This is a genomic window from Bradyrhizobium sp. SZCCHNR2028 (assembly GCF_032380995.1).
Lineage (GTDB): Bacteria > Pseudomonadota > Alphaproteobacteria > Rhizobiales > Xanthobacteraceae > Bradyrhizobium.
Genome location: NZ_JAUHJF010000018.1, coordinates 22,608 through 48,248 on the forward strand (window position 1 = coordinate 22,608; position 25,641 = coordinate 48,248).

General features: G+C 64.1%; 18 protein-coding genes. 8 read left to right on the forward strand and 10 right to left on the reverse strand.

Annotation, left to right across the window (positions count from 1 at the left end):
* Positions 1–4: 4 nt before the first annotated feature.
* The 9 genes from QX121_RS24480 to QX121_RS24520 form a co-directional block, all read right to left on the reverse strand.
* Positions 5–928 (reverse strand): transketolase family protein, encoded by a 924-nt coding sequence (locus tag QX121_RS24480; protein WP_315753229.1) that lies wholly within the window; start codon positions 926–928, stop codon positions 5–7.
* Positions 925–1,773 (reverse strand): transketolase, encoded by an 849-nt coding sequence (locus QX121_RS24485; RefSeq protein ID WP_315813251.1) that lies wholly within the window; start codon positions 1,771–1,773, stop codon positions 925–927. The genes QX121_RS24480 and QX121_RS24485 overlap by 4 nt, the downstream gene beginning before the upstream one ends.
* A gap of 42 nt (positions 1,774–1,815) precedes the next feature.
* Complete coding sequence (locus tag QX121_RS24490) at positions 1,816–2,814, reverse strand: NAD-dependent epimerase/dehydratase family protein (RefSeq protein WP_315777123.1); 999 nt, start codon at positions 2,812–2,814, stop codon at positions 1,816–1,818.
* 12 nt (positions 2,815–2,826) lie between these two features.
* Positions 2,827–3,435, reverse strand: coding sequence for an SIS domain-containing protein (locus QX121_RS24495; RefSeq protein ID WP_315712798.1), 609 nt, complete (start codon positions 3,433–3,435; stop codon positions 2,827–2,829).
* Positions 3,432–4,370, reverse strand: coding sequence for an SDR family oxidoreductase (locus QX121_RS24500; protein ID WP_315738896.1), 939 nt, complete (start codon positions 4,368–4,370; stop codon positions 3,432–3,434). Before QX121_RS24500 ends, QX121_RS24495 begins: the two co-directional genes overlap by 4 nt.
* Before the next feature lie 108 nt (positions 4,371–4,478).
* Positions 4,479–5,201 carry a nucleotidyltransferase family protein gene (locus tag QX121_RS24505; RefSeq protein WP_315777124.1) on the reverse strand — a complete coding sequence of 241 codons (723 nt, stop codon included), beginning with the start codon at positions 5,199–5,201 and terminating at the stop codon, positions 4,479–4,481.
* Positions 5,202–5,210: 9 nt separating this feature from the next.
* Positions 5,211–6,698 (reverse strand): PfkB family carbohydrate kinase, encoded by a 1,488-nt coding sequence (locus QX121_RS24510; protein ID WP_409997764.1) that lies wholly within the window; start codon positions 6,696–6,698, stop codon positions 5,211–5,213.
* A 482-nt stretch (positions 6,699–7,180) separates the two neighbouring features.
* A complete protein-coding gene (locus tag QX121_RS24515) occupies positions 7,181–8,293 on the reverse strand; it encodes a hypothetical protein (protein WP_315813252.1) in 1,113 nt (370 codons plus the stop codon).
* Between the two features lie 306 nt (positions 8,294–8,599).
* On the reverse strand, positions 8,600–10,102 hold the full coding sequence (locus QX121_RS24520; protein ID WP_315738893.1) for an MBOAT family protein: 1,503 nt from the start codon (positions 10,100–10,102) through the stop codon (positions 8,600–8,602).
* Between the two features lie 455 nt (positions 10,103–10,557).
* On the opposite strand from QX121_RS24520, the gene QX121_RS24525 reads away from it, so the two are divergent.
* The 3 genes from QX121_RS24525 (at position 10,558) to asnB (ending at position 15,978) form a co-directional block, all read left to right on the forward strand.
* Positions 10,558–11,607, forward strand: coding sequence for a hypothetical protein (locus tag QX121_RS24525; RefSeq protein WP_315777126.1), 1,050 nt, complete (start codon positions 10,558–10,560; stop codon positions 11,605–11,607).
* Between the two features lie 406 nt (positions 11,608–12,013).
* Positions 12,014–13,969, forward strand: a complete 1,956-nt coding sequence (locus tag QX121_RS24530; RefSeq protein WP_315813253.1) for a TIGR04372 family glycosyltransferase — start codon at positions 12,014–12,016, stop codon at positions 13,967–13,969.
* Between the two features lie 38 nt (positions 13,970–14,007).
* Complete coding sequence (asnB, locus tag QX121_RS24535; protein WP_315813254.1) at positions 14,008–15,978, forward strand: asparagine synthase (glutamine-hydrolyzing); 1,971 nt, start codon at positions 14,008–14,010, stop codon at positions 15,976–15,978.
* A 102-nt stretch (positions 15,979–16,080) separates the two neighbouring features.
* On the opposite strand, the gene QX121_RS24540 is transcribed toward asnB, so the two are convergent.
* Positions 16,081–17,043, reverse strand: coding sequence for a lysylphosphatidylglycerol synthase transmembrane domain-containing protein (locus tag QX121_RS24540; RefSeq protein ID WP_315798930.1), 963 nt, complete (start codon positions 17,041–17,043; stop codon positions 16,081–16,083).
* A 186-nt stretch (positions 17,044–17,229) separates the two neighbouring features.
* On the opposite strand from QX121_RS24540, the gene QX121_RS24545 reads away from it, so the two are divergent.
* The 5 genes from QX121_RS24545 to QX121_RS24565 all read left to right on the forward strand — a co-directional run bounded on the left by QX121_RS24545 (position 17,230) and on the right by QX121_RS24565 (position 25,557).
* A complete protein-coding gene (locus tag QX121_RS24545; protein ID WP_315782703.1) occupies positions 17,230–18,513 on the forward strand; it encodes a nucleotide sugar dehydrogenase in 1,284 nt (427 codons plus the stop codon).
* A 10-nt stretch (positions 18,514–18,523) separates the two neighbouring features.
* Entirely contained in the window at positions 18,524–19,540 is a 1,017-nt protein-coding gene (locus QX121_RS24550) for an NAD-dependent epimerase (RefSeq protein WP_315777131.1), read from the forward strand.
* An 11-nt stretch (positions 19,541–19,551) separates the two neighbouring features.
* Positions 19,552–20,964: a mannose-1-phosphate guanylyltransferase/mannose-6-phosphate isomerase gene (locus tag QX121_RS24555; protein ID WP_315758396.1), complete on the forward strand. Its 1,413-nt coding sequence runs from the start codon at positions 19,552–19,554 to the stop codon at positions 20,962–20,964.
* 69 nt (positions 20,965–21,033) lie between these two features.
* Positions 21,034–23,256, forward strand: a complete 2,223-nt coding sequence (locus QX121_RS24560) for a tetratricopeptide repeat protein (RefSeq protein WP_315813255.1) — start codon at positions 21,034–21,036, stop codon at positions 23,254–23,256.
* An 81-nt stretch (positions 23,257–23,337) separates the two neighbouring features.
* Positions 23,338–25,557, forward strand: a complete 2,220-nt coding sequence (locus QX121_RS24565; protein ID WP_315813256.1) for a tetratricopeptide repeat protein — start codon at positions 23,338–23,340, stop codon at positions 25,555–25,557.
* Positions 25,558–25,641 lie beyond the last annotated feature (84 nt).

Genomic DNA, 25,641 nt, shown 5'->3' on the forward strand with positions numbered 1-25,641 from the left:
TGTCTCAGCTCAACGCGTGGATGATCTTGTCCGCGATCTGGTGGCCGGTCAGTCCCAGCACCTCGCGGGCGTATTCCTGTTCGCCTGATTTCTTGAAGAAGGCGTCCGGCGTGCCGAAGCGCAGGAACTTCTGGTGCTTCGTCTCGGTGTCGGCGAGCCATTCGGAGACGGCGGAGCCGAAGCCGCCGATCAGCGAATGCTCCTCGATGGTCGCGACCAGCTTGAAGCGGCTGAAGGCCTGCTTGAGCTTGTCCTCATCCAGCGGCTTCACGGTGTGGAAGCTGACGACCTCGGCGGAGATGCCCTTCTCCTTCAATCTATGTGCGGCTTCAATGACTTCCGGCAGCATGTTGCCGGTCGAGAGCAGGCAGACGTCGGAGCCTTCCTCGATCGTGATCGCCTTGCCGATCTTGAAATCCGCAAGAGGGCCCTTGTGAACGACCGGCTCACCCTTCTTGCCCATGCGGATGTAGACCGGGCGGTCCTGCTGCATGGCCGCGCGCAAGGCGCCCCGCACCTCGAAGGCATCGCCCGGGCAGATCACGACCATGTTCGGGATCGAGCGCAGGAACGAGATGTCCTCGCAGGCGTGGTGGGTCGGGCCGAGGCCGGAATAGGCGAGGCCGGCGCCGACCGCGACGATGGTCACGGGGACCTCGTGATAGCAGACGTCGGTGCGGATCTGCTCCAGGCAGCGCGTCGTCACGAACGGCGTGATCGTGTAGGCGACTGGGCGGAGGCCGTTCATGGCCATGCCGGCGGCGACGCCCATCATGTTGGCCTCGGCGACGCCGCAGTTGAAGAAGCGGCTGGGGTGCTTGTCCTTGAATTTGTCGAACAGGCGATTGCCGATGTCGCCCGAGAGCATGACGACGCGGCTGTCCTCGTTGCCGAGCTTGGTCAGTTCGTCAGCGAACGCGTTTCTCATGACAGGCCGAGCTCCTTGAACGACTTGACGACTTCCTCAGCGGTCGGGGCGCGATAGTGCCAGTTGTTGTCGTCCTCCATGAACGACACGCCCTTGCCCTTCACGGTGTGGGCGATCAGCGCTACCGGCTTGCCCGAGCCGTTCGGGATGTTCTGCATGGCTTCCGCCAGCGCGCCGACGTCATGGCCGTCGATCTCGTGCGCGTCCCAGCCGAACGCCGCCCATTTGTCGCGCAGCGGTGCCAGCATCAGGGTTTCGTTGGAGCGCGCGGTCGCCTGCCACTTGTTGTAGTCGACGACGACGCAGACATTCTCGAGCTTCTGGGCGGCGGCGAACATCGCCGCCTCCCACACCGAGCCCTCGTTGTTCTCGCCGTCGGAGAGCAGGGCGAACACGCGGTAGTTCTCGCCCTTGATGCGCCCTGCGAGCGCCATGCCGCAGCCGAGCGGCAGGCCGTGGCCGAGCGAGCCGGTGGCCGCCTCGACGCCGGGCAAAAGGTTCGCCGGCGGATGCTCGGCGAGCCGGCCGCCGTCCTGGCAGTAGGTGTCGAGCTCCTCGATCGGGAAGTAGCCCTTCATCGCCAGGGTCGCGAACAGCGCCGCGGCGGCATGACCCTTGGAGAGGATGAAGCGGTCGCGCAGCGGGTCGGTGGGATTCTTCGGGTCGATGTTCAGCACATGCCAATAGGCTGCGGTCATCGCATCGGCGCAGGACAGCGACGAGGCCAGATGCGCGGCCTGCGCCTTGTGCGACATCTCGATGATCTTGCCGCGCAACCTTGCGGCCTGCGCCTTCAGGGCGGCGGCGTCAGGCTTGGCCGCCGGGCTCCGGACTGCAACGTTCATCGTGCTCTCCAGTCGCGCTTCTCCGGGAAGCGCAGGGGTCGATCAGGGTTTATGTTCGTACTTGGTCGGCAGCTTGGCCATGACATCCTCGAAACGTCGCGCCCAGGCGATGACGTCGTCGATGCCCTGTTCCAGCGAGAACGTGTCGCGCCAGCCGAGCTCGGTGCGCAGCTTGAAGCTGTCGAGCGTGTAGGCGGTGTCCTTGCCGGGGCGCTCCGGTCCGATCTCGACGCAATCCTCGAACGACTTGCCGAGACGCGCCAGGATCATCTCGACCAGGGTGCGGATCGAGACCAACTCGTAGCCCGAGATGTGATAGGTCTCGCCGAGCTTGCCGCTGCGTCCGATCTTCACCGTCGCATCCGACACGTCGGTCATGTGGATGAAGACGCGGATCGACTTGCCGCCGCCGTCAAGCCGCAGCTTCTGCCCCGTCATCGCCGCCACGATGGTGCGCGGCACGATGCGGTAGAGCTGCTGGCCCGGGCCGTACACATTGGCCGCACGTGTGAAGACCACGGGGAACTGGTAGTTGGCGAAATAGGTGCGCAGGCTCATGTCGCCGGCCGCGCGCGACACGGCGTAGGGCGTCGACGGGTTGAAGGCTGCGTCCTCGCGCACCCAGCCCTCGGTCGAGCCGTAGACCTCGGGCGTCGTGACGTGGACGTAGCGGTCGAGGCCGTCATAGTTGCGCAGGATGTCGTGCAGCCGGACCGCGGAGACGACGTTGGTCATCATCCAGTGGTCTGGATGCAGCCAGCTCTCGCCGACCATGCTCTGGGCCGCGAAGTTCACGACGTGAGTCGGCCGCTCCGAGGCCAGCAGCGCCTTGAGCGCATCGAGATCGTGATTGAGATCGACGCGCTGGAAGCGGACCTTGCCGGGACGCTTCTGCCATTTGTACGGCAGGAAGGCGTCATGCGGCTCGTCCGAGCGGCTGGTCGCGATCACGTCGTGACCGGCGGCAGCCAGGAAGTCGACGAAGGTTGCGCCCGAAAACGAGTTCGAGCCGAGGATCAGGTACTTTTCGTTCGCAGCCATCGTCCCTGTCCGTCAGACCTCGCGCGTCGTGATGATGTCGCCGCGCTGCGCGTACAGCCACTGCATGATCATGTGGCCGATCACCATCTGCGCGTCCTCGGCGATCTGCATGTCGTCGACCGCGAAATGGATCGGCACGTCGGCGAGCGCCTTGGCCTTGCCGCCGGAAAAGCCCAGCACGGCATAGCTGGTCATGCCGATCTTCTTGCCTTCTTCCAGCGCCTTCAGGATGTTCGGCGAGTTGCCGGAGCCGGAGAAGGTGATCAGCACGTCGCCCTTGCGCGCGAGCACCGCGAGCTGCAGCGAGAACACCTGGTCATAGCCTTCGTCATTGGCGAGGCAGGTGATCACGGATGGGTTCGACGACAGCGAGTGCACGCGCAGACCCGAGCCCGGCGTCTTCGAGAGCGCGTAGAGGAAATCGTTGGCGAGGTGGTTGGCGTTGCCGCCGCTGCCGCCATTGCCGCAGAAGAACACCTGCCGGCCGGTCTGCCAGCAGTCGCGCAGATCATAGGCGAGCTTCTCGACCGGGCTCCAGTCGAAATCCTTCAGCACGGTGCTGAAGCGGCTGGTGTAGTCGGCGAACAGGCTGCCGGGGGTCTTGAAGGCCAGGACGTTCATTTCACGACCTCCTTCTCCATCCATTTCAGATTGTACCAGCGATCGTCGTTCTTGAGCTGGCCCTGCGAGTACATGCCGATGATTTCCTTGATCGCGTCCTCCACCGTCTTCTTCGGGCGGAAGCCGGTCGCGAGCAGGCGATCGGAGTTGACGCGATAGCTGCGCGGGTCGTTCGAGGGCGTCACGATGACCTCAGCCGGCACGTGCTTGGTGACCAGATTGGCGATATCGAGGATCGAGATGTTCTCGAAGCCCGCATTATAGATCCCGGTGTGCTCAGGATGATCGAGCAGGAAGAGATAAAGGTCGGTGATGTCGTCGATGTGGATGTTCGGCCGGGTCTGGTCGCCGCCGAACACGGTGATGCGGCCGTTCATCAGCGCCTGCATCGTCAGCATGTTGACGGAGACGTCGAGCCGCTGGCGCGGAGAGTAGCCGCACACGGTCGCGGGACGGACGATCTGCACCACCATGTCATCCTTGTAGGACAGCACGATGCGCTCGCCGCACATCTTGGTCTTGTTGTACTCGGAGATCGGCAGCAGCTCGAGATCCTCGGTGACCTGCTCCTCTTCCTTCACGCCGTAGACGCTGCCGGAGGACGCGTAGATGAAGCGCTTGATGCCATGGCGATAGGCGCGGTCGGCGAGCTGCATCGTGGCGAGGCAGGAGATCTCCCAGGTCAGCTTGGGGTCGAGATCGCCGCACGGGTCGTTGGCGACGCTGGAGAGATGGATGATGGCGTCGACCCCGGTCAGGTCGATGGCGTCGGGATTGCGGACGTCGCCCTGGACGACGGTGAGATCCGGATGCGGCTCGAGGAAATTGCCGAACCACATGATGTCGAACGCGACCACCTTGTGGCCGGCCTTCAAGAGCTTCGGCACGAGCACGCTGCCCTTGTAGCCGCACGCTCCGGTCACGAATATCTTCATCTGAGCAATCCCCGTGGCTCGCCTGTCGTGTCGCCGGCTGGCGCGTCGCGCGCACCTTTATACAAATTGGCTAGGGAAGGCGACCAGCCCGGCGGCGCAAGCCGCCCGTCAGACGTCCCCGCCACGGCGCGGTTCGTGATTAAACTCCAAATGGGCCCGGCGCAAGCTTTCCGGGTTACCGATATCCCGATGATAACCGCTGGTTTCCACGCACAAAATGCGTCCGAGATAGTTGGGGATGATTTCGGTGGAGAGATCGACGATCGGCTTTCCCAACGCGGCGATGTCGGTGATGACGGCAGGATCGAACACGTAGACCGCGCCATTGGCGAGGTTCCCAGGCGGATTCTTGACCTTCTCGTGGAAGGCGATCACCCTGTGCTGATCGTCCAGCTCGAGAATCCCGCACGAGCTCGGATCATCGGTGCGGAACGCGAGCATCGTCATGATGCAGCCATCAGGGCGGTTGCGATGGGCGGAGAGCAGCCCCGCGACGTCGAAATCCGTCAGATTGTCGGCGTGAGCCACGAGGAAGGGCTGGTCGCCGAACCAGGCGCGGTTGGCAAGCATGGTGCCGCCCGTCCCGAGCAGTTCATCTTCGTGAACGAGATCGATGCGGTCCCGCCAGCGCGATTGCGCCACGTGCACGCGCACCTGTTCGGCGAGCCAGTGTGTGTTGAGCAGCGCGCGCTCGATGCCGCCTTCGAACACGAGATCGAGCCAGTAGTCCAGCAATGGCCGGTCGTGCACACGCACCAGGCATTTCGGCGTCGTATTGGTCAGCGGGCGCAGCCGGCTTCCGATCCCCGCCGCGAGCAGGAGGGCACGCATGACGACATCCTACTCCTGGCTGAACCCAGTCTCGTCGATTTCCCGCACCAGCTCCGCCGTCGTCAAGGGCAGGTTGCCGACGCGGGAGACCTGGAGGGCGGCCGCCAGCGATCCGAGATAGGAGGCCCGCCAGATATCGGCGCCCGCGCGCAGGCCCATCGAGCAGGCCATGAAGAAGCTGTCGCCGGCGCCGGACACGTCCTTCGGCGACGGATTGAACGCCGGCAGCCGGTCCGAGGTGAAGGTGCCATCCGCCAAGGTGTTGATCAGCGCGCCTTCGGCGCCGAGCGTGATCACCAGATTCTTGGTGCGGGCCCGCTCGACCAGCCGCTCGCTGATCACGGCGAGGCCCGAGATGAAGTCGTTCAGCGCGACGCGCGCCTCGCGCTCGGTCGGCGTCAGCAGGGTCATGCCCTTGAAGCGGGAGACGTCGCCGGTCTGCGAGGACACCTGGCTGTCGGCCGCCATCATCACGCCCTGTGCGCGGGCGCGATCCGCGATCGCGTCGACCAGATCCTGCGGCAGGCAGCCATAGTTGAAGCAGGAGAACAGCAGCAGATCGCAGGTCTTCAAGGCACGCTCGACCGATGTCAGCATTTGCCGCTGCAGGTCGGCGTCCGAGGCGTGCTGGCGCAGATGGTTGACCCGCAGCAACGTCTTGTTGAGCGCGCGAAAACGCTGTTTGCGCGTGGTCGGCCGGCTCTGGTCGGTGAAGGCGTTGAAGTTGACGCCATGCTGTTCCAGCGTGTTGCGCGCGAATCGCGCCGCCTCGTCGTCGCCGACGAGCGTGAAGAACTTCACGTCCGCGCCGAGGCCATGGGCATGCGCCGCAACCGCGCCGGCACCGCCGACGAAGGTGCGGGTCATCAGCGGCGTCACCACGATGGTCGGATCCTCCTGGGACATGCCGACCGCATCGCAGGTGACATATTCGTCGACGATCAGGTCGCCGATGACGGCGACCCGCATGCCGGAGAGCTTGCGGAGCAGATCCTTCAGATTCGTGATCTCGAAGCCGTGGCGCTTGGGAAATTCCTGCGGTTTGCGAACCGTGGAGATGTCGATGTTGGCGTCGCGTTCCAGCAGCGACAGCGACGCAAAGCGCAACTCACCGGACGAGAAGATCAGCCGCCCGCCATAGACGTCCACGGCCTCCTGCTCGGGATTGGCGCGATCCTCGAACTCCTTGCCCTTGACGACGACGGTCGGCTTCAGATGCGCGATGAAGTCGGACGCCGACGTATCCAAGCGCACGGCATGGTGCACAAAGGCGATGGAACGCACATTTTCGAGGCGCATGTCCTGCGCCAGGGTCACGCCGGGCGTCGAATCGGGATTGACGCCCACGACCAGCACGTCGGCCTGCTCGGCGGCGAACTTCAAGAGCCGTAGATGTCCGGGGTGCACGACGTTGAAGTTGCCGGACACGAACGCAATCGTCTCCCCGGAGTCACAAGAGGCGCGAACAGTCTGGCAGGCCAGATCCATCTCACTCATATCGATCACCTGATCCAAGGAATTCACCTCCGGCTCGATCGGGCTGAGGTAGGACATCCGGCCAGCGTGTCATTCGCCGGCCGAAGAACTCCGATGCAAAGCGTCGCTGTCGCCCGGCACATCTGCACCGCGAATCCCGTTCCGATCTGCATCTTTCATGCCCGACATTGATTTCGTTGCGAAAAAAACAAGCGCGACCCCGAGATCGGAGCGATGGAGGGGCCGGCGGCCGATCATTTCCAATGGTCTCTTTATCAGGTGTGCGCAGCAGCACAAACAGTCCTGTTAGCTTGCGGTTGTGTGGTCGCGTCGGAATGCGGCTTCCGGAGAGCTCATCGTCCTTCACGGCAATGCTCGGCGCTGTGCAGACGAATCAGGCGAAGGATGGATCCAAGAATGCTCCGGCGAGAGACGGACTGCGTTGCGCTGGTCGGCGGGCCACGCGGAAAAGCCTCGGGGACGCCAGTCTCTCGCAGGACGTCTCAGTGATAGAGGTCGAACTGTTCACCTTGTCCTTTTTCAAGATCGGCCGTCAACGCGCTGCGGTCGATCAGCGGAAACAGCTTGCCGAACTCGGGGCGGTCCAGCAGTGCGAGGTAGGTCTTGAGCATGCCCCGTTCCGAAGGATGCGCGGGATCGAAGAAGTTGCCGGCATCGCGCGATATCTCGGTGCGGCTCATGTCGAAGAACTGAATGCCTAGCTGCGCAAATCTTTCGACGGTCTGTGGACTCCTGATCTCGCGCCAGAGTCCGGAATAGGGCCAATAGGCCTCATCGGTGTCGAGAAAGGCGGCAGCGCTCTCCAGGAGCGGATACTGGATTGCAATCACCGAGAACCCGCGCTCGCGGGACAGCCGAGACAGCCGCTCGATCTCGCCAAATTCGCGTTCGCTGAGATGGGGCGCGCCCGGAAACGAGGAGGTGACGTATTGAGCGCCGCGCGCCAAGGTTTCGGCTGCTGCATTCCGGTAGGGTGGCGCGACCATGACGGAACCATCCTTGCGGAACCCGAACTTGCCACGGATCGCCTCTGTTCCTATCAGCCTGTTGTTGTCAACAGGCTCGAGCTGCGGCGTCATCATGGCCGAACGGATTGCATCGAGGTCTCCGTGGGCCCGCGTGACGAAGTCTGCGACGTCGTGCAGCTTCCGCCGATGCGAATCGATGCCCTGGGCGAAGTCCATCGTGCGTTCTTTCCGCCAGACGTCAGCGAGGAAATCGCCAAACAGGAAGTAGTCCAGCGCTACGACGACTACGCGCGGCTTCGCCACCGTGGTTGCGCGATCGACAAAGTCCACAACGTGCGTGAGAGGCCAAGCCGTCAGGCACGCATTGTAGGTCACATAGGGGCGGAACATCTGCTCGCGCGCCTGACCGCACCGCGAACTTCCTACCAGCAGAACCTCAGGACGGACCTGTTTGATTCGTTCGAGCTTGTAGGGTGCATAGTCCTTGAAGGTGCCGAGCCAGACCAGCCGTTCTGTGCGCGATTGCTGGGCTGCAATCATGGAGAGCGGAACGGTCGCGCCCAATCGCCAGCCGGCCCATTCGAAAACAGCCAGCAGCGGCAGGAAAACGACAGCAAACAGCGCCACTACGATCGCAAGATACCGCGCCAAAGTTCGAGCCCGCCTTGATGATTGTGCTTCGGGAGTTAGCGAGTTTGGCTCGCAATCCGCGTCGTGCTGGGAGTTGATTGCGCTAGAATCAGGCTAATAGCTTGGCGTGGTTGCCGCAAGCGGATGATGCGCCAGCGCCACGCCGCCTGCCTGGACAGCTTCGACGAGAACATATTCGGATTCCTCAGCAGGATCGGCGCGATCGACGGCCCTTCTGCGTTCACTAAGCCAGAATGTCGGTGGCGAGGGCTCGAGGCCCGTCGCTTGCCACGCCCGGCTCGTTCAGAATTGGAAGTAGAGGAACTGCGAGGTGTCTCCGGCAATGATGTTCATCAGAACTGCCGCCACGAGCGCGATGGAAGTTCCGATTGCCCACGGCAAGGACGGTCGCCACTTCAGGTTCAGAATGCTCCAGGGACGAGGGTTGTGGTAGGTTTCCAGCCCGACTTTCCAACGCTCGAACATTGTGTTCACGTTGGGCAGGGTGAAACAGGCGACATAGCCTGCCAGGATCGCGATCATGACGCGCGGATCGACGAGGTTCGTTGCCGTGATCTTCTCCGGGTTGGACAGGGCGAGCATCCCCTTGATCAGCCTGACCGCGGCATTCGGATTGTCGGCCCGGAAGAAAACCCATGCCAGAACCACGACGAACTGTGTCAACAATAGAGCCGCCACCGCATACCAGGCGGTCGCCGACAGGCGGGTGAGGGCCGGTCGCTGCGCGACGAATTTGCTCCAGCGATGATTGACGATCAGAAACAGCCCGTGCAGGGCGCCCCAGATGATGAAGGTGAAGCCGGCGCCGTGCCAGAGACCGCCGAGCAGCATGGTGGCGAAGAGGTTGGCGTTTCTCCGGTGCTCGCCGTAGCGGTTGCCGCCAAGCGGGATGTAGAGATAGTCGCGCAGGAAGCGCGACAGCGAGATATGCCAACGGCGCCAGAATTCGACGATGCTCAGCGACTTGTAGGGGGAATCGAAGTTGAAGGGCAGCCGGATCCCGAACATGATCGAGATGCCGATCGCCATGTCCGAGTAGCCTGAGAAATCGAAGTAGATCTGCAGCGAGTATGCGAGCGCGCCGCCCCAGGCGTCGATCAGGTGAAGGTGGCTCGAATTGGCGGCCTGGAACACGGGATTCGCGATCAGGCCGAACCCATCCGCGATGAACGACTTCTTGAATAGCCCAATGGTCAGAATCGTGAGGCCGACCGCGACTTTTTCGAGCGAAATCCTTCGGCTCTCCTCCGAGCCGAATTGCGGCATCATCTCGCGGTGATGGAGGATCGGGCCGGCGACCAGATGCGGGAAATACGTGACGAACAGGCCGTATTTCACGAAGCTTCGCTCATCGGAATACCCCCCGTAGACGTCGGCGAGGTAGGCGATCTGGGTGAAGGTAAAAAACGAAATGCCGAGCGGGAGAACGATCGCGAGCGAGGGGTGTTTCGACGCGGTGATCGCATTGAGGATCTGGATGCCGAAATTCGTGTATTTGTAGAACGCGAGCGCAGCCAGGTTGAGCGTGATGGCAGCTGAAAACAGGCCAGTGCGGAGCTTTCCGGTCTGTCCGGCAATCAGCAGACCCATCGTATAATTGAAGACGATGGAGACCAGGATGATCGGGACGAAGTGAATGTCCCAATAGCTGTAGAAGGTGAGCGACGCCGCGGTGAGCCAGCTGAGGCGCACGACGGGGGCGGCGAAAAAGCGAGCCAGCAGAAAATAGCCGACCAGGGTCACCGGCAGGAACAGGAACAGAAACTCAAACTGCGTGAAAAGCATAACAAGTTTCTTGATGTTGCTGCATATTGCGTTGCTTTATCAATGATTGAGGGCGCTGCCAAGTTGGGTGCACCTCTCCCGCTGCGAATTTCGGGGGATGCCGCCTCCTGACGGCAGCGACGTGCGGCCGGCCTCTCGAAAAGAGCGGGCCCTTTTCGATCAATGATTCTTCTGCTATGGCAGCTCGAAAATCTGACCAACGACGCCAATCCGACGACGCCATGATGGGGTTTCGCGCAATCACTCTCGCCGATGATCGTAGCGGCGAGGAAACCCTCTATGGGCCATGCAGATGACATCCCGATAGGTCTGCGCTCTCGCGCGCAAAGCAAACTGGGGAGGAGCGGGAAACCCTCTGTTCCACCGGCTGACGTCGTGTCTAGACTCTCGTTGTCGAAGCCGAAAGCAGCTGCCACGACACCCACCGAGACAACCTATCGAGCGGGAATTGCGTCATGTCGACAGTCGGCCGGTCTGCACCGGAAAAGTCAGCTGAACCGGGTGGATTCGGGCGCTATCTCATCGCAGTCGGAATTGTGGGCCTGGCGGCCGCGTTCGCGTTTTCGCTCGGTTTGTCGCTGTTCTCGTCCGACGTGTGGACGTTGCGCGATGGAGTGCTGCAGATTCCGCGCCAAGGCGACACCAACTGGTATCGTGATTTCGGAGGCCGCAGCATTCCGCAGATCCAGGACCAGGATATCTTCTACAGCAACCTCGGAGGATCGGTCGAAGCCGCCAAGCGGGCTGACATTGTCTTTCTTGGTCCGTCCTTCGTCAGCTATGCCGTGGACCGGCAGACGCTCGCGCAATCGCCGGTGCTCGGTCGATTGGGGATCTACAACATGGCCTTCGTGGGCATTCGCGGCGGTGAGTTCTCGCGGCTCGTGATCCAACGTTGGAAAATCCGTCCGCGTCTGTGGATCATCAATGCCGACGATCAGTTCGTGCACTTTTTCAGCAACGATCTCAACGTCACTCTTGGTCCGCAGAAACAGCCCATTGCCGCCGTCCAGCGCAATCGAATGCGGGGGTACCTGACGGTGATCGGCCGCAATTTGCACTGGCGTATCGAGGACTTGGTTGCGGCGTATCAGAATGGCTATTTCTCGCCCACCGGCCTCTATCGCAACATCACTGATGGTGACATGGCGCTGGATGCCAATCCGGGCTACGTCGCCTTGGGCAACAAGCCGATGCTGTCGGCCCGCAATCCTGACTGCCATACGACCCCCGCGATTGTCGACTATGCGAAGAGATTTCTCAATGAGGTGGGCGGACAGGTCGTGCTCACATTGGTCCCGCATAGCCAGTCTTGCGTCCAGCAGGCCGCGGAACTGGCGAAAGAATTGAACATCGAGCTGATCGCGCCGCCATTCGATGGCCTGACGACGATTGACGGCGGCGGCCATTTGGATCGGCAGGGCGCTCAGGTCTTTACGAGCCATCTTGCTCGCGAGATCGTCAAGACGGCGGCCTTCAAACGGGCATTTCCCGACGGCAAATGATTGTGCGGGATTTCAGCAAAAGGCGACGCCGGCGCCATGCCGGTTCGTCCGAGACGTCGACGTCTCCCCGCCATCAGGGGCGATGTGACCAGGTGCGGTTGGATGCCGGAATTTCTGAATTCTCCTCTCTCTTAGGTTTGCTCGCGTTCATCCCCATGTTCGGCTTGGAAAATTCCCGACACCTCTGTTATAGGTGCGATCCAAACGGTTCAATCCCTGGTTGGCATTTGCGGGGCGATGTCTCCTTGGGGGAATCTCGCATCCGACCCGGCGAGCGTGCTGTCCTCATCCCGAGAAGTGATCCCGGGCGCGCAGCGCAGGCGACTTGAACGGCCGGTCGTCCAAGCTCTGCCTTGATCCGAACGCGCGGAATCGGGGATTTCAAGGTTGTGTGGAACTTGGTCGTATGAAACTGCAAAAGCGAAGGCCGATGCGCGGCGGGCGCCGACGGTTTGTCTACCAGGTCTTTGTCATAGTCGGGGCGACCCTCAATCTGCTGCCGCGACGCGTGGTGTTCCTTGGTCTGGTGATCGCCTTCGCCGCGAGACTTCCGCTCAGGCGGCGCCTGGCTCAGGCGTATTTTCCCTATGTGACGTCATATCTTGCAACTCGGCCGGAGTTTCGTTTTTCGACGGCTCTCAGCCGCCATTTCCCCGCTGCCTCGCTTCGAGCCCTGAGCAGCATCGGTGCCTATCGCGAGGCCGCCGGCATGGTCGGCCGCGATGCCTTGGCGTCCGATGACGCGGAGACCAGATACGCGCTGGTTCGATCCTTGTTCGAGCTGGGCGAGTTTTCGGAGGCGCGCGACGCCGCGGCAGGAGCGAAGCCCGAACAGCTCGAGGCGATGGTCGATCTCGCCTTCTACAAGGCCATGGTCGACCTCATCGAAGGGGATGAAGCGGCGGCGCTCGATGCGATGTTCTGGGCGTGTCGGAGCAGCCTGCATTTTTTCCGTCCCCACCAGAACATCGCGGCTCGGAATTCACCGCGTTACTTCCCGAACAGCCTCGATTTCCTCTGCGGGGCTCGCGGCCGGCTGTTCGACCTGTGCAACTTCACGGGCCAGCGCGTGATGCATGTCGGTCGCGGCGAGATTGCAATTCGCTTGTACGAGCGGGCTTTGAACGTGCAGCAGGAACTCCGGGCATCGCCGCCACCGCTTTCTGATGAGTTGAGGCGGCTGCTCGACCGGCTCGGCGTGACCCTGGATGCGCTGCGGCTCGTTCCTGAGGAATGGGCGACGCAGATCGGCCATCTGGGCATGCTCGACATCCTGTTTCGCATGCGAGAGCTGGGCTGGTGGTCAGGCGAAGCCGTGATCGTCGTCCGCCCCGACAGCATCGCCAATGCGGTCTTCTTCAAGCTGTTTGAAAGTTTCGGCAAGGTCGTGGTGATCGGTGAAACCGTATCGGAGCGACTGGGTGAAGAACTGCTGTCCTTGCAGCGCTGGTACGGGTTGAATTTCAACGCGTTCAGGCTGCCGGACGGGCGGGTCGTACCTTGGCAGGACGCCGGTGCGATCGCCATCGAACAATGGGAGCGCGAGGGAAGAGGGCATCCGCTGCGTGACGCCTACGATCGGAGTGCGGCCGCCGCAGCGGCTCGCTTCGACGCGTTCCGTTCCAGCCACGGCATGAAGCCCGACGACTGGTATGTGTGCCTGCACACGCGGGACGCTGCGCACTATTTCGAGTTCATGGGCACAGGGCAGACCCATCGCAATGCGCCGATCGAGACGTCTTTGGACGCCATTCGTCTGATCACCACCCATGGCGGATGGGTCATCAAGCTCGGTGGTCCGAACTCGCCGAGGCTTCCGCCGATGGCTCGCACGATCGATTACGCGCTGAGCGAATTCAGATCGGAGCTGATGGACATCCACCTGATTCGCCATGCCCACGCATTCATTGGGACGACGTCCGGGTTGACGAATGTCGCTGTCAGTTTCGGCATTCCTTGTGCGATCGTGAATGCGATCACGACCGACGCCCAGCTGTGGAACAGCAACGTCCGTTTTGCCCTCAAGCCCGTCAGGCTAGCAGACGGCACCGTGCTGACGCAGCATCAACTGACGACGTCGCCCTGGCGCTGGCGCGTGTTCGATGCGGCCGTGCTGGGCCGGAGCGGTGCGCATCCGGAGACCAACTCGGCGGACGACATCCGCCACACGGCCGATGAGGTCCTGGCCATCGCCGACGGTCGGTTGGCTGAATTCGAAGGCGATCACGATGGCGCAGGACTGTTGTCGCGCTGGAGGCGTGCGCTGGGGCTGCCCTATTACTACGGCACCAGCCGTCCGAGCCTCGGTTTCCTGGCCAATCATGAGACGGAGTTGCTGCGCGACGCCGTCGAGGGCCACTGAGCCATGCAGATGGGGGACGGGGTGGCGGAGATGGCACCATGTGCGGCATAGCCGGCCTGTTTCGCCCCGGCGGAGCCGACGAGGCCCAACTGACCGGAATCATTGATCGCATGACGACGGCGCTGGCGCATCGGGGGCCAGATGCGTCCGGCAGTTGGATCAGCGCTGCGAGGGGCCTCGCCTTCGGACATCGCCGTCTGGCGATCCTCGATCTCTCCGAGGCCGGGGCGCAGCCGATGCACAGTGCCTGCGGGCGCTACACCGTCACCTTCAACGGCGAGATCTACAACCATCTCGATGTCCGTGCCGAGCTGGAGGCCGGTGGCGACGCGCCGAATTGGCGCGGTCATTCCGATACCGAAACGCTGCTCGCCGCGATCAGCCGATGGGGCGTTCGACCGACGCTTCAGCGCCTGATCGGCATGTTCGTCTTCGGGCTGTGGGACGCCGAGACTCGGCAATTGATCCTGGCACGCGACCGCTTCGGCGAAAAGCCGCTGTTCTACGGCTGGAGCAACGCTGATCTGGTGTTCGGCTCCGAGCTCAAGGCGCTGGCGGCGCATCCCTCCTGGGCGCCGTCGCTCGACCGAGCGGCGCTCACGGCGTTCATGCGCTATTCCTACGTGCCGGCGCCCGCCACGATCTGGACCGGCATACGCAAGCTGCCCTCGGCGTCGTTCGTGAGCTTCTCCGCGGATGCGGCTCCCGGCGGCTGGCCGCTGCCGCAACCCTATTGGTCGCTGCGCGATCGTGTCGCCGCCGCTCAGGACGATCGCATTGCCGACGAGGGCGAGGCGGTCGAACGGCTGGAGCAGCTGCTGTCGGTGGCCGTGAAGCGACAGTGCTTGTCGGACGTACCGCTCGGCGCGTTCCTGTCCGGCGGCGTCGATTCGTCGACGATTGTCGCCCTGATGCAGGCGCAGGCGGGCCAGCCTGTGCGCACCTTCAGCATCGGCTTCGCCGAAGGCGGCTACAACGAGGCCGAGGACGCGCGCAACGTCGCGCAGCATCTCGGCACCGATCACACCGAGCTCTATGTCGATGCGCGGACCGCGATGGACGTGGTGCCCAAGCTGCCGCGGATCTATGACGAGCCGTTCGCCGACTCCTCGCAGATCCCGACGCATCTGGTCGCGCAGCTCGCGCGCCGGCATGTGACTGTCGCATTGTCAGGTGACGCGGGCGACGAGCTGTTCGGCGGCTACAACAGGCATGTATGGGGCGGCGCGCTGCAGGCGCGCCTTGGTCGCGTGCCGATGTCGCTGCGGCGTGCGATTGGTGCCGTTCTCGGTGCGATCGCCCCAGAGCCGGCCGATACGGTTCTCAGGGCGCTGCAGCCGGTGTTGCCGGCCCGATTGAAGGTTCGGCATGCCGGCGATCAGGCGGCCAAGCTCGGCCGCGTCATTGCCGCCGACGGCTTTGATGGCCTCTACCGGGCGCTGTGCTCGATCGATCAGGATCCGGCCGGGACGGTGGTGGGCGGCACGGAGCAGGAAAGTTGGGCAGGGAACGAGATGCGGCAGCTTGCGGCGCAGCTCGACCCGCTCGACCGCATGACCCTGGCGGACTCCCTCAGCTATCTCAGCGACGACATCCTGCAGAAGGTGGATCGCGCGGCGATGGCGGTGGCGTTGGAGACGCGCGTGCCGTTCCTCGACAAGGACGTCGTCGAGTTTTCAGCCAAGGTTCCTTCCAGCATGAAGGTGCGGGACGGTCGCGGCAAATGGCTGGTACGACAGGTGCTGTATCGCCACGTGCCGGCTGAGATGATCGATCGGCCGAAGACGGGCTTCAGCATTCCCCTCGACGCGTGGCTGCGTGGGCCGTTGAAATCGTGGGCCTCGGACCTGCTGTCGCCGGAGCGGCTGAGGCGGCAGGGTCTGTTCGATCCGGTGCGGGTGACGCGCATGTTCGACGAGCATCTCAGCCGCCGCCACAATCATTCCTACTGGCTTTGGAACGTGCTGATGGCGCAGGCCTGGCACGACGAATGGGCGCGCGCCGCCTAGAGCATGATCCGGAAAAGTGGAAACCGGTTTTCCGAAAAGATCATGCTTAAACAAAGAGATGAGATCATGATGCGATTCCGTGGAATCGCATCATGATCCAGGTCAGTCTTCGACCGTCGCGGGAACGGCGAGGCGGCCAGCGCCCTTTTCGGCGCTGAGAATCCACACGAGTCCGCCCATGCCGCCGACGATGAAGTAGACCGCGCCGAACAGGATCGAGACCACGGTGCCGTCGGCCGGCGCAAGCCCGGCATAGCCGAATGCGACCATCATCGTCGCCTCGCGGACGCCCCAACCAGCGATCGAGATCGGCAGCATCGTGATCAGCATGATCGGCGGGGTCAGCAGGAACAGTTGTTCGAATGCGGCTGGCGCCGCGATGGAGCGCACCGCGCACCAGGCGATGACGACGGCGAGCACGTGAATCGACAGCGACAACACGGCGATCTTCGCAGCCGTGCTCCGGCCGAAGATTACCCTGTTCGCGATCACCGAGCAGGCATAGACGTGGCGCGTCGGCCACCACGCCTTCATCCACGCCGCCGGCAGATGGCCGATGGTGAGGAAGCCGACGCCGGCCGCCAGTGCGGCGGCGTCGACCAGCACCAGGGCCAGGCGCCCGTGCTGGTCGGCGATCATGCCATAGCTCCACGGCAGGCTCGCGACGATGATCAGCGCCAGCGCGATGAAGCCGACGGCGCGGTCGGTCAGGATCGAGTAGCTGGCTGCGCGCCAGCCGGCGCCGGTGCGCCCGATCAGCCACAGCCGCACGGCGTCGCCGCCGATCGAAGACGGCAGGGTCTGATTGAAGAAGGCGCCGATCATGTTGTAGCGGAACGCCTGCATGTCCGTCAGCGGCGCGCCGCACAGCGCGGAGATCTCGCGCCACCGCAGGGCGCCGATGAAGATCTGCACCAGCGTGATGGCCACCGCCAGCCCGATCCAGCCGATGTTGATCTGACTGAGCCGCTCGCGGATCGCCGCAAAGTTGATCCCGCGCAGAGCGAGATACAGCAGAGCCAGCGACACCACGATCCGGAGGAGAAGAATCAAAAACGCACGCATGCCAGGCTGGCTTCGCTCTTGGTTGAAACGGTCCAAGCCGAGTGCGATACGCGCAACGCCCGTCCTGGCAGGGCCGGACCCCGGGTAAGGGGAGCCGTAGCCGCCCCTTGCGGTCCTGATGCCCCGGTGGCTAAACAGTCGCAGGGGTGGCGTCAATGGCCTCCGAAACGACCGGAATATCAATTTATGTCTCATGGCCGGAAGATTGCGGTGATAGGCCTTGGCTATGTCGGCCTGCCGGTCGCGGCTGCGTTCGCGCGGACAGGCTGCCCGGCGATCGGGTTCGATATCGATGCGGCCCGCGTCGCAGAGCTGAAGGACGCCAGGGATCGGACCTGCGAGGTCGATGCGGGCGATCTGCGGCGGCCGGGCCTGCGCTTCACCAGCGAGCCGGCCGATATCGAGACTGCCGATTTCTTCATCGTCACGGTTCCGACCCCGATCGACAGCGCACGTCGGCCCGATCTGGGCGCCATGCTGGCCGCGACGCGCGCCGTTGGCGCCGTTCTGAAGCACGGCGACATCGTCGTCTATGAGTCGACCGTCTACCCGGGCGCCGTCGAGGAAGACTGCGTCCCGTTGCTGGAGAGCTGCTCGGGCCTGAAGGCGGGGGCCGATTTCAACGTCGGCTATTCGCCGGAGCGCATCAATCCCGGTGACAAGACGCATCGCTTCGAGACCATCACCAAGGTCGTCTCGGCACAGAACCCGCAGACGCTCGAGATCGTGGCGGCCGTCTATGGCTCGGTCGTCACGGCCGGCATTCATCGTGCGCCCTCGATCAAGGTCGCCGAGGCGGCGAAGGTGATCGAGAACACCCAGCGCGATCTCAATATCGCCTTCATGAACGAGCTGTCGCTGATCTTCCAGGCGCTCGAGATCGATACCGGCGACGTGCTCGCAGCCGCCGCCACCAAGTGGAACTTCCTGCCCTTCACGCCCGGCCTCGTCGGCGGTCACTGCATCGGCGTCGATCCCTATTACCTCACCTATCGCGCCGAGAAGGCGGGCTACCATCCTGAGGTCATCCTGGCGGGCCGCCGCATCAATGACGAGATGGGCCGGCGCATTGCGCGCGAATGCATTCGCGGGCTGCTGAAGCGGAAAGGGCGCAGCGGCCTCGTCACGATCCTCGGCATGACCTTCAAGGAGAATGTGCCGGACATCCGCAATTCGCGGGTGATCGACATCATCAGCGAACTGCAGTCGTTCGGCGTCGAGGTGCAGGTCGCCGATCCCCTGGCCGATACGGCGGCGGTGCACGAGGAGTATGGCATCGGCCTCACGGCAGTTGACGCGCTGCGTCCAGCCGACGCGGTCGTGCTGGCCGTGTCGCACGATCAGTTCCTGGCCGGAGGCTGGCCTTTGGTTCAGAGCCTCCTCGGCGAGGAGAGCGGCCTCGTGCTCGACGTCAAGATGAAGCTCGACCGCGCGAGCAAACCCGCCGCCATCGAACTGTGGCGACCCTGACGGAGCGACCATGGCAGATCATCCCATCCTCGTGACCGGCGCCGCCGGCTTCATCGGATTTCACCTGTCGCAGCGGCTGCTCGCCGAGGGACGGCAGGTGGTCGGCATCGACAACATCAACGCCTATTACGATCCGAAGCTGAAGGAGGCGCGGCTCGACATTCTGAAGGCGGCGCCCGGCTTCACCTTTCACAAGCTCGATCTCATCGACCGTGCCGGCATCAAGGCGCTGTTTGCCCAGCATCGCTTTCCCGCCGTGGTGCATCTCGCGGCCCAGGCCGGCGTGCGCTACTCGCTGGAAAATCCGCACGCCTATGTCGATGCCAATCTCGAGGGCTTCATCAACGTCCTCGAGGGTTGCCGCCATCATGGCTGCGAGCATCTGCTGTTCGCATCGTCCTCATCGGTCTATGGCGCCAACACCAAGCTGCCGTTCTCGGTCAAGGACAATGTCGATCATCCGATCAGCCTCTATGCGGCAAGCAAGAAGGCCAACGAGCTGATGGCGCATTCCTACAGCCATCTCTATCGCCTGCCGGCCACCGGGCTGCGCTTCTTCACCGTCTACGGCCCCTGGGGCCGTCCCGACATGGCGATGTTCATCTTTGCCAAGGCCATCCTCGCAGGGCAGCCGGTCAGGCTGTTCAATCAAGGCCGGATGCGGCGTGATTTTACCTATGTCGACGACATCGTGCAGGCCATCGTCCGCCTGATCGGCCGCCCGCCCCAGGGAAACCCGGATTGGGATGGAAACAGGCCCGATCCGTCGAGCAGCCGGGCGCCATGGCGGATTTACAATATCGGCAACAATCATCCCGAACAGCTGATGGACGTGATAACACTACTAGAGAAGGAGTTCGGGCGGCCGGCCATCAGGGAGATGCTGCCGATGCAGCCCGGCGACGTCGAGGCGACCTATGCTGATGTCAGCGACCTCGAACGCGACATCGGCTTCCGGCCGGCGACCTCGATCGCCGACGGCATCGGACGTTTTGCGAAATGGTACCGCGACTATCACCGAATTTAACGGGTTGATTCATGACCGGACGCATCATTCCTCTCATCATGTGCGGCGGCGCTGGGACCCGGCTGTGGCCGGCATCGCGGGAGGTTCGCCCGAAGCAGTTCCTGCCGCTGTTCGGCACCCGTTCCACGTTCCAGGACACGCTGCTGCGCGTATCCGATGCCGACTTGTTCGAACGGCCGATCATCATCACCAACCTGGCCTATCGCTTCATGGTGCTGGAGCAACTGGCCGAGATCGGCATCGAGGCCGACGTCCTGCTGGAGCCGATGCGGCGTGATTCAGGCCCGGCCATCGCAGCCGGAGCCGCCTTCGCCCAGTCGCGCCATCAGGACGCTGTCGTGCTGGCACTCGCGGCCGATCACGTCGTTCGCGACACCGCGGCCTTCCTCGCGGCGTGCCGGCAGGGGCTCGCTGCCGCCGAGGCCGGCCGCATCGTCACCTTCGGCGTCAATCCAGAGCGCGCGGCCACCGAATATGGCTATATCAGCCCGGGTGCATCGGTATCCGGGGAAGTGCGGGCCGTCGCAAAATTCGTCGAGAAGCCGGATCAGCCGACCGCCGAGCGCTACATCCGCGAGGGCTATCTCTGGAACAGCGGCAACTTCATGTTCCGCGCGTCGGTCCTGCTCGATGAATACCGCAAGTTCGACGCGGGCAGCGTGCAGACGGTGATCGACGCTGTCTCCAAGGCCGGCCGCGACCTCGGTTTCATCATCCTGGATTCCGATGCCTTCGCGGCGGCCAAGCCGATCTCGATCGACTATGCCGTGATGGAAAAGACCGAACGTGCCGCCGTGGTGGCGGTGTCGTGCGGCTGGTCTGACGTCGGCTCCTGGCATGCGGTCTGGGAACTGTCCGACAAGGACGGGCAGGGCAATGCCGCGCGCGGCACCGCCGTGTTCGAGGATTCCCGCAACTGCAACGTGGTCACCGACAAGGCGCTGGTCGCGCTCGAAGGCGTCGACGATCTTGTCGTGGTGGCCGCGCAGGACGCCGTGCTGGTGTCGCGCCAGCGCGATGCCAACGGCTTGAAGCGGCTGGTCGCCAAGCTCAAGACCGTGGCGCCCGAAGTGACCGAGACGCACATCAAGGTGCACCGGCCCTGGGGCAGCTATCAGTCGGTCGACAATGGCGAGCGTCATCAGGTCAAGCGCATCATCGTCAAGCCGGGCCAGCGCCTGTCGCTGCAGAAGCACTATCACCGGTCCGAGCACTGGATCGTGGTGCGCGGCGCGGCGCGGGTCACCGTGAACGAGACCGTCAAGACCGTGCATGAGAACGAATCGATCTACATTCCGATGGGCGCGGTGCACCGGCTGGAGAACCCGGGCAAGATCCTGCTGGAGCTGATCGAGGTCCAGACCGGGTCCTATCTCGGCGAGGACGACATCATCCGCATCGAGGACGATTACCGCCGCGAGTAGGGCGGGTCTCGCCTCGAATCACGCGAGCCGTGCTAGACAGCCCCGGACGTCGTCCGCCGGAGAGCTTCGTTGCAAAGCACGATCGGATCGCGCGCGTTCCAGAATGCGCGCCTGCAGAAGAAGAATCGCAAGCAGGCCGATAGCCTGCTGCCGAAGGCCGTCGAGGCCTATCGGGCGGGCCGGCACGCCGATGCCCAGACCATCTGCGGACAGGCTCTGGGCCTCGTGCCCGATCATTTCGACGCCTTGCACCTTCTCGGCGCGTCCGCGCTCGACAGCGGCCGGCTCGACCTCGCCGAGCAGGCCCTGACCCGCGCGGTCGCCGTGGAGCCGCGCAATGCCGAGGCCCTGGCCAATCTCGGCCTCGTGCTGTTCAGCATGAAGCGCTACGAGGAGGCGCGCGCGGTACAGGAGCGCGCCGTTGCGCTCAAGCCCAATTTTGCCGCGGCGCTGACGAGCCTCGGCAACACCCTGATGAACATGCAGCTGTTCGCGCAGGCGATCGAGGTGCATGACCGCGCCATCGCCCTCAAGCCGGACTTTGCCGACGCCTACTGCAATCGCGGCATGGCGCAACTGCTCCTGCTGCGCAACGAAGAGGCCAAACAGAGTTTCGACCGCGCCTTGGCGCTGGCGCCGCGGCACATGCAGGCGACGTTCGGCAAGGGACTGGTCAGCGTCAATCTGCGGCATCTCGAGCAGGCGCTCGCTGCCTTCAACGCGGCGCTCGCCATGAAGCCGGGGACGGCGGCGGTCATCGCGCAGCGTGGCCGTCTCTACGTGCAGATGGGACGGTTCGCCGAGGCCGAGGCCGATTTCGATGCTGCGCTGGCGACCGACCTCGGGCTGGAGGCGGCGCTGCTCGGCAAGGCCCATGTCTGCGTGCTCACCGAGCGGGTCGCGCCGGCCATGGTGGCCTGCAAGCGGGTGCTGGAGCAGAATCCGGCGTCGGAGGTGGCGCTGATCTGGCTCGGCACGTGCCTCGCAAAGCAGGGCGATACCGCCGGCGCCATCCAGCACTTCGACCGCGCCCTCGAGATCAAGCCGGATTTCGAGGATGCGATCATGAAGAAGATCTTCGCGCTCGATTTCTATCCCGGCGCCGACGTGGCCGTGCATCAGGCTGTCCGCCGCGAATGGTGGGAGCGGATCGGCGCGCATATCCCGCAGCGCCAGCTTGCCGCCATCGACCGCGATCCGGATCGCCGCATCACGGTCGGTTACGTGTCGTCCGACTTCCGCAGCCATTCGGCCGCGCTGACCTTCCTTCCGGTGCTGCGCCATCACGACCACGCGGCATTCAAGGTCATCTGCTACTCGTGCTCGCCGCTGGTCGATTCCGTGACGGAACAGTGCAAGGTCGCGGCCGACGGCTGGGTCGACGGATCTCAATTGTCCGACGATGAGTTGGCCGATCGCATCCAGGCCGACCAGGTCGACATTCTGGTCGATCTCTCCGGCCACTCGGCCGGCAATCGTCTCACCGTGTTTGCCCGCAAGCCGGCGCCGATCCAGGTCACCGCGTGGGGCAACGCGACCGGCACCGGATTGCCTACGATGGACTACTTCTTTGCCGATCCGGTCACGGTGCCATCGGCGGTGCGGCCGCTGTTCGCCGAACAGGTCTACGATCTCCCGGCGCTGATCACGACGGATCCGCTGCCGGGAGCGCAGGCGACGCCGCTGCCGATGCTGCGCAACGGCCACGTCACGTTTGGTGTCTTCAACCGCGTCGACAAGATCTCCGACGAGGTGCTGAGGGTCTGGTCGGCGCTGCTCCAAGCGTTGCCGGACGCCCGCATCGTCATCAAGAACGGCGCGCTGGAGGACGCATTCCTGCGCGACACGCTGATCGCCCGCTTCGCCGCGCACGGCGTCAACGAGAGCCGCCTCACCTGTCTCGGCGCCTCGATGCGCCACGAGCACATCGCAGCGTTCGCCAACATCGACATCTCGCTCGATCCGTTCCCGCAGAATGGTGGCGTCAGCACTTGGGAATCGCTGCAGGCCGGCGTGCCCGTGGTCGCCAAGCTCGGCAGCAGCGCGGCGTCGCGGGCCGGCGGCGCGATCGTCAAGGCGATCGGGCTCGACGACTGGGTGGCCGAGGACGACGAGGGGTACATTGCGATCGCCCTGAAACACGCGGCGCGGCCGGCCGAGCTCGCTCAGCTCCGCGCGGAGCTGCCGACGCGGGTGGCCAACTCGGCCGCCGGCAATGTCGAGACTTACACGCGCAAGGTCGAGGAGGGGTATCGCCAGTTCTGGCGCCGCTATTGCGCCACTGGCGGCTGAGGCCCATCCGTCGCGGCCTGAAGCAAGGTCGCGCGTGAACAAGCCCGATATGTAGTTCCACGCGTTATTCGGAGGCCGTCTTTGGCAAGCGATGTCGGTTCCCGCGCGTTTCAGAATGCGAGGCTGCAGAAGAAGCATCGCAAGCAGGCCGATGCGCTGATGCCCGCAGCCGTTGCTGCCTATCGCGGCGGTCGCCGTGCCGAAGCCCAGGCGATCTGCAGCCAGATCCTGGCGCTGCTGCCCGATCATTTCGATGCCCTGCACCTGCTCGGTGTGACGGCGCTGGACGGTGGCCAAATTGATCTCGCTTCGCAGGCGCTCACCAAGGCCGTCGAGATCGAGCCGCGACATGCCGAGGCGCTCTCCAATCTCGGCCTCGCGCTGTTCAACCGCAAGCGCTTCGAGGAGGCGCGCAAATACCAGGAGCGGGCGATTGCGCTGAAGCCAGCCCTCGTGGTCGCGCAGACGGGCCTCGGCAACACGCTGATGCGCCTCGGCCTGCCGGACGAGGCGATCGCGGCGCATGAGCGGGCCATCGCGCTGAAGCCAGACTATGCCGACGCCTATTGCAACCGCGGCATGGCACTGCTTCCGCTCGGTCGCAACGCCGAGGCCAATCAGAGCTTCGATCGCGCACTGTCGCTCAATCCGCGCCACATGGAGGCGATGTTCGGCAAGGGGCTGGCGAGCATCAACCTGCGTCATCACACCGAGGCGCTCGCGGCCTTCGATGCCGCGCTTGCCGTCAAGCCCGGTGCGCCGCAGGTGCTGGCGCAGCGCGGCCGGCTGCATCAGATGGCCGGCCGTTTCGACCAGGCGAAGGCGGACTACGAGGCGGCGCTGGCGCATGATCCGATGCTGGAGATGGCGCTGCTCGGCAAGGCCCAGCTCGGCCACTTCAAGGACGTCGCCCAATCCGTCGATGCCTGCCGCAAGGTGCTGGAGCGGAATCCGCGCTCCGAGGAGGCCTGGCTGTGGCTCGGCGTCTGCTACGCCAAGCAGGGCGAGGTCGTTGCGGCCGTCGAGCATTTCGACCGCGCCCTTGAGATCAGGCCCGATTTTGCCGAGGCCATGACCGCGAAGATCTTCACGCTCGAGTTCATGCCGGAGGCCGACTTTGCGCTCCAGCAGGTGGCACGGCGCGAATGGTGGCAGCGGATCGGCGCCCACATCCGGCGCCGGCCGGCGCCGAAGCGCGATCTCGACCCGGAGCGGCGTCTGACGATCGGCTACGTCTCCTCCGACTTCCGGAATCATTCGGCGGCGCTGACATTCCTGCCGGTGCTCAGGCATCGCGACCCGCAGAATTTCGCAGTCGCCTGCTATGCCTGCTCGCCGGTGCAGGATGCCGTCACGGCGCAATTCCGTGCCTGCGCCGACCTCTGGGTCGACGCCGCGCAGATGTCGGATGACGAGCTCGCCGACCGCATCGACGCCGATGGCGTCGATATCCTGGTCGATCTCTCCGGCCACTCCGCCGGCAATCGCCTGCCGCTGTTTGCCCGCAAGCCCGCCCCGGTCCAGGTCACAGCCTGGGGCAGCGGCACCGGCACGGGGCTGCCGACGATCGACTATTTCTTGGCCGATCCGGTCACGGTGCCCGCAGCGGTACGTCATTTGTTCGCCGAGCAGGTCCATGACCTGCCGGCGGTGATCACCACCGAGGCGTTGCCGGACATCGCGCCGACGCCGCTGCCGATGCTCCGCAATGGCTTTGTGAGCTTCGGCGTGTTCAATCGGTTGGACAAGATCTCCGATCCTGCGCTGATCGTCTGGACACGGATCATGCAGCAGCTGCCGGACTCGCGCATCGTGATCAAGAGCAGCTCGCTCGATGATCCCCTGTTGCGTGACCGTCTCCTGGCGCGCTTCGCCGCGCAAGGCGTCGCGCCGGAGCGCGTGGTCTGTCTCGGCTGGTCGACGCGCGAGCAGCAGATCGCGCAGTTTGCCGAGGTCGACATCTCGCTCGATCCGTTTCCGCAGAATGGCGGCGTCAGCACCTGGGAGTCGCTGCAAGCCGGCGTGCCGGTCATCGCCAGGCTCGGACGCAGCGCGGCGTCGCGCGCCGCCGCGGCGATCGTCACGGCGGTCGGGCTCGGCGAGTTCGTCGCCGAAGACGACGACGGGTATGTCGCGCTCGCCGCGAAGTGGGCCTCGAAGCCGGCTGAGCTGGCGAAGCTGCGGACCGCGCTGCCGGCGATGGTCGCGGGCTCGGCCGCGGGCAATGTCGAGACCTACACGCGCAAGGTCGAGGAGGGCTACCGCCTGTTCTGGCGTCGCCATTGCGCCAGCGCCGGCTAGTCTTTGTGTCGCGGCATCCGGTGGTGTCGCATGTGATGTCACTGCGTTCCCGCGATCTGCACGCCGCCCGTGGAGGCAAGTCTC

Bases quoted from the DNA above. Each gene is read 5' to 3' on its own strand.
- QX121_RS24500 (WP_315738896.1), bottom strand. From the start codon at position 4,370: ATGAAGATATTCGTGACCGGAGCGTGCGGCTACAAGGGCAGCGTGCTC.
- QX121_RS24530 (WP_315813253.1), top strand. From the start codon at position 12,014: ATGAAACTGCAAAAGCGAAGGCCGATGCGCGGCGGGCGCCGACGGTTT.
- QX121_RS24520 (WP_315738893.1), bottom strand. From the start codon at position 10,102: ATGCTTTTCACGCAGTTTGAGTTTCTGTTCCTGTTCCTGCCGGTGACC.
- QX121_RS24495 (WP_315712798.1), bottom strand. From the start codon at position 3,435: ATGAACGTCCTGGCCTTCAAGACCCCCGGCAGCCTGTTCGCCGACTAC.
- QX121_RS24525 (WP_315777126.1), top strand. From the start codon at position 10,558: ATGTCGACAGTCGGCCGGTCTGCACCGGAAAAGTCAGCTGAACCGGGT.
- asnB (WP_315813254.1), top strand. From the start codon at position 14,008: ATGTGCGGCATAGCCGGCCTGTTTCGCCCCGGCGGAGCCGACGAGGCC.
- QX121_RS24505 (WP_315777124.1), bottom strand. From the start codon at position 5,201: ATGCGTGCCCTCCTGCTCGCGGCGGGGATCGGAAGCCGGCTGCGCCCG.
- QX121_RS24545 (WP_315782703.1), top strand. From the start codon at position 17,230: ATGTCTCATGGCCGGAAGATTGCGGTGATAGGCCTTGGCTATGTCGGC.
- QX121_RS24485 (WP_315813251.1), bottom strand. From the start codon at position 1,773: ATGAACGTTGCAGTCCGGAGCCCGGCGGCCAAGCCTGACGCCGCCGCC.
- QX121_RS24480 (WP_315753229.1), bottom strand. From the start codon at position 928: ATGAGAAACGCGTTCGCTGACGAACTGACCAAGCTCGGCAACGAGGAC.
- QX121_RS24490 (WP_315777123.1), bottom strand. From the start codon at position 2,814: ATGGCTGCGAACGAAAAGTACCTGATCCTCGGCTCGAACTCGTTTTCG.
- QX121_RS24555 (WP_315758396.1), top strand. From the start codon at position 19,552: ATGACCGGACGCATCATTCCTCTCATCATGTGCGGCGGCGCTGGGACC.
- QX121_RS24510 (WP_409997764.1), bottom strand. From the start codon at position 6,698: ATGAGTGAGATGGATCTGGCCTGCCAGACTGTTCGCGCCTCTTGTGAC.
- QX121_RS24540 (WP_315798930.1), bottom strand. From the start codon at position 17,043: ATGCGTGCGTTTTTGATTCTTCTCCTCCGGATCGTGGTGTCGCTGGCT.
- QX121_RS24550 (WP_315777131.1), top strand. From the start codon at position 18,524: ATGGCAGATCATCCCATCCTCGTGACCGGCGCCGCCGGCTTCATCGGA.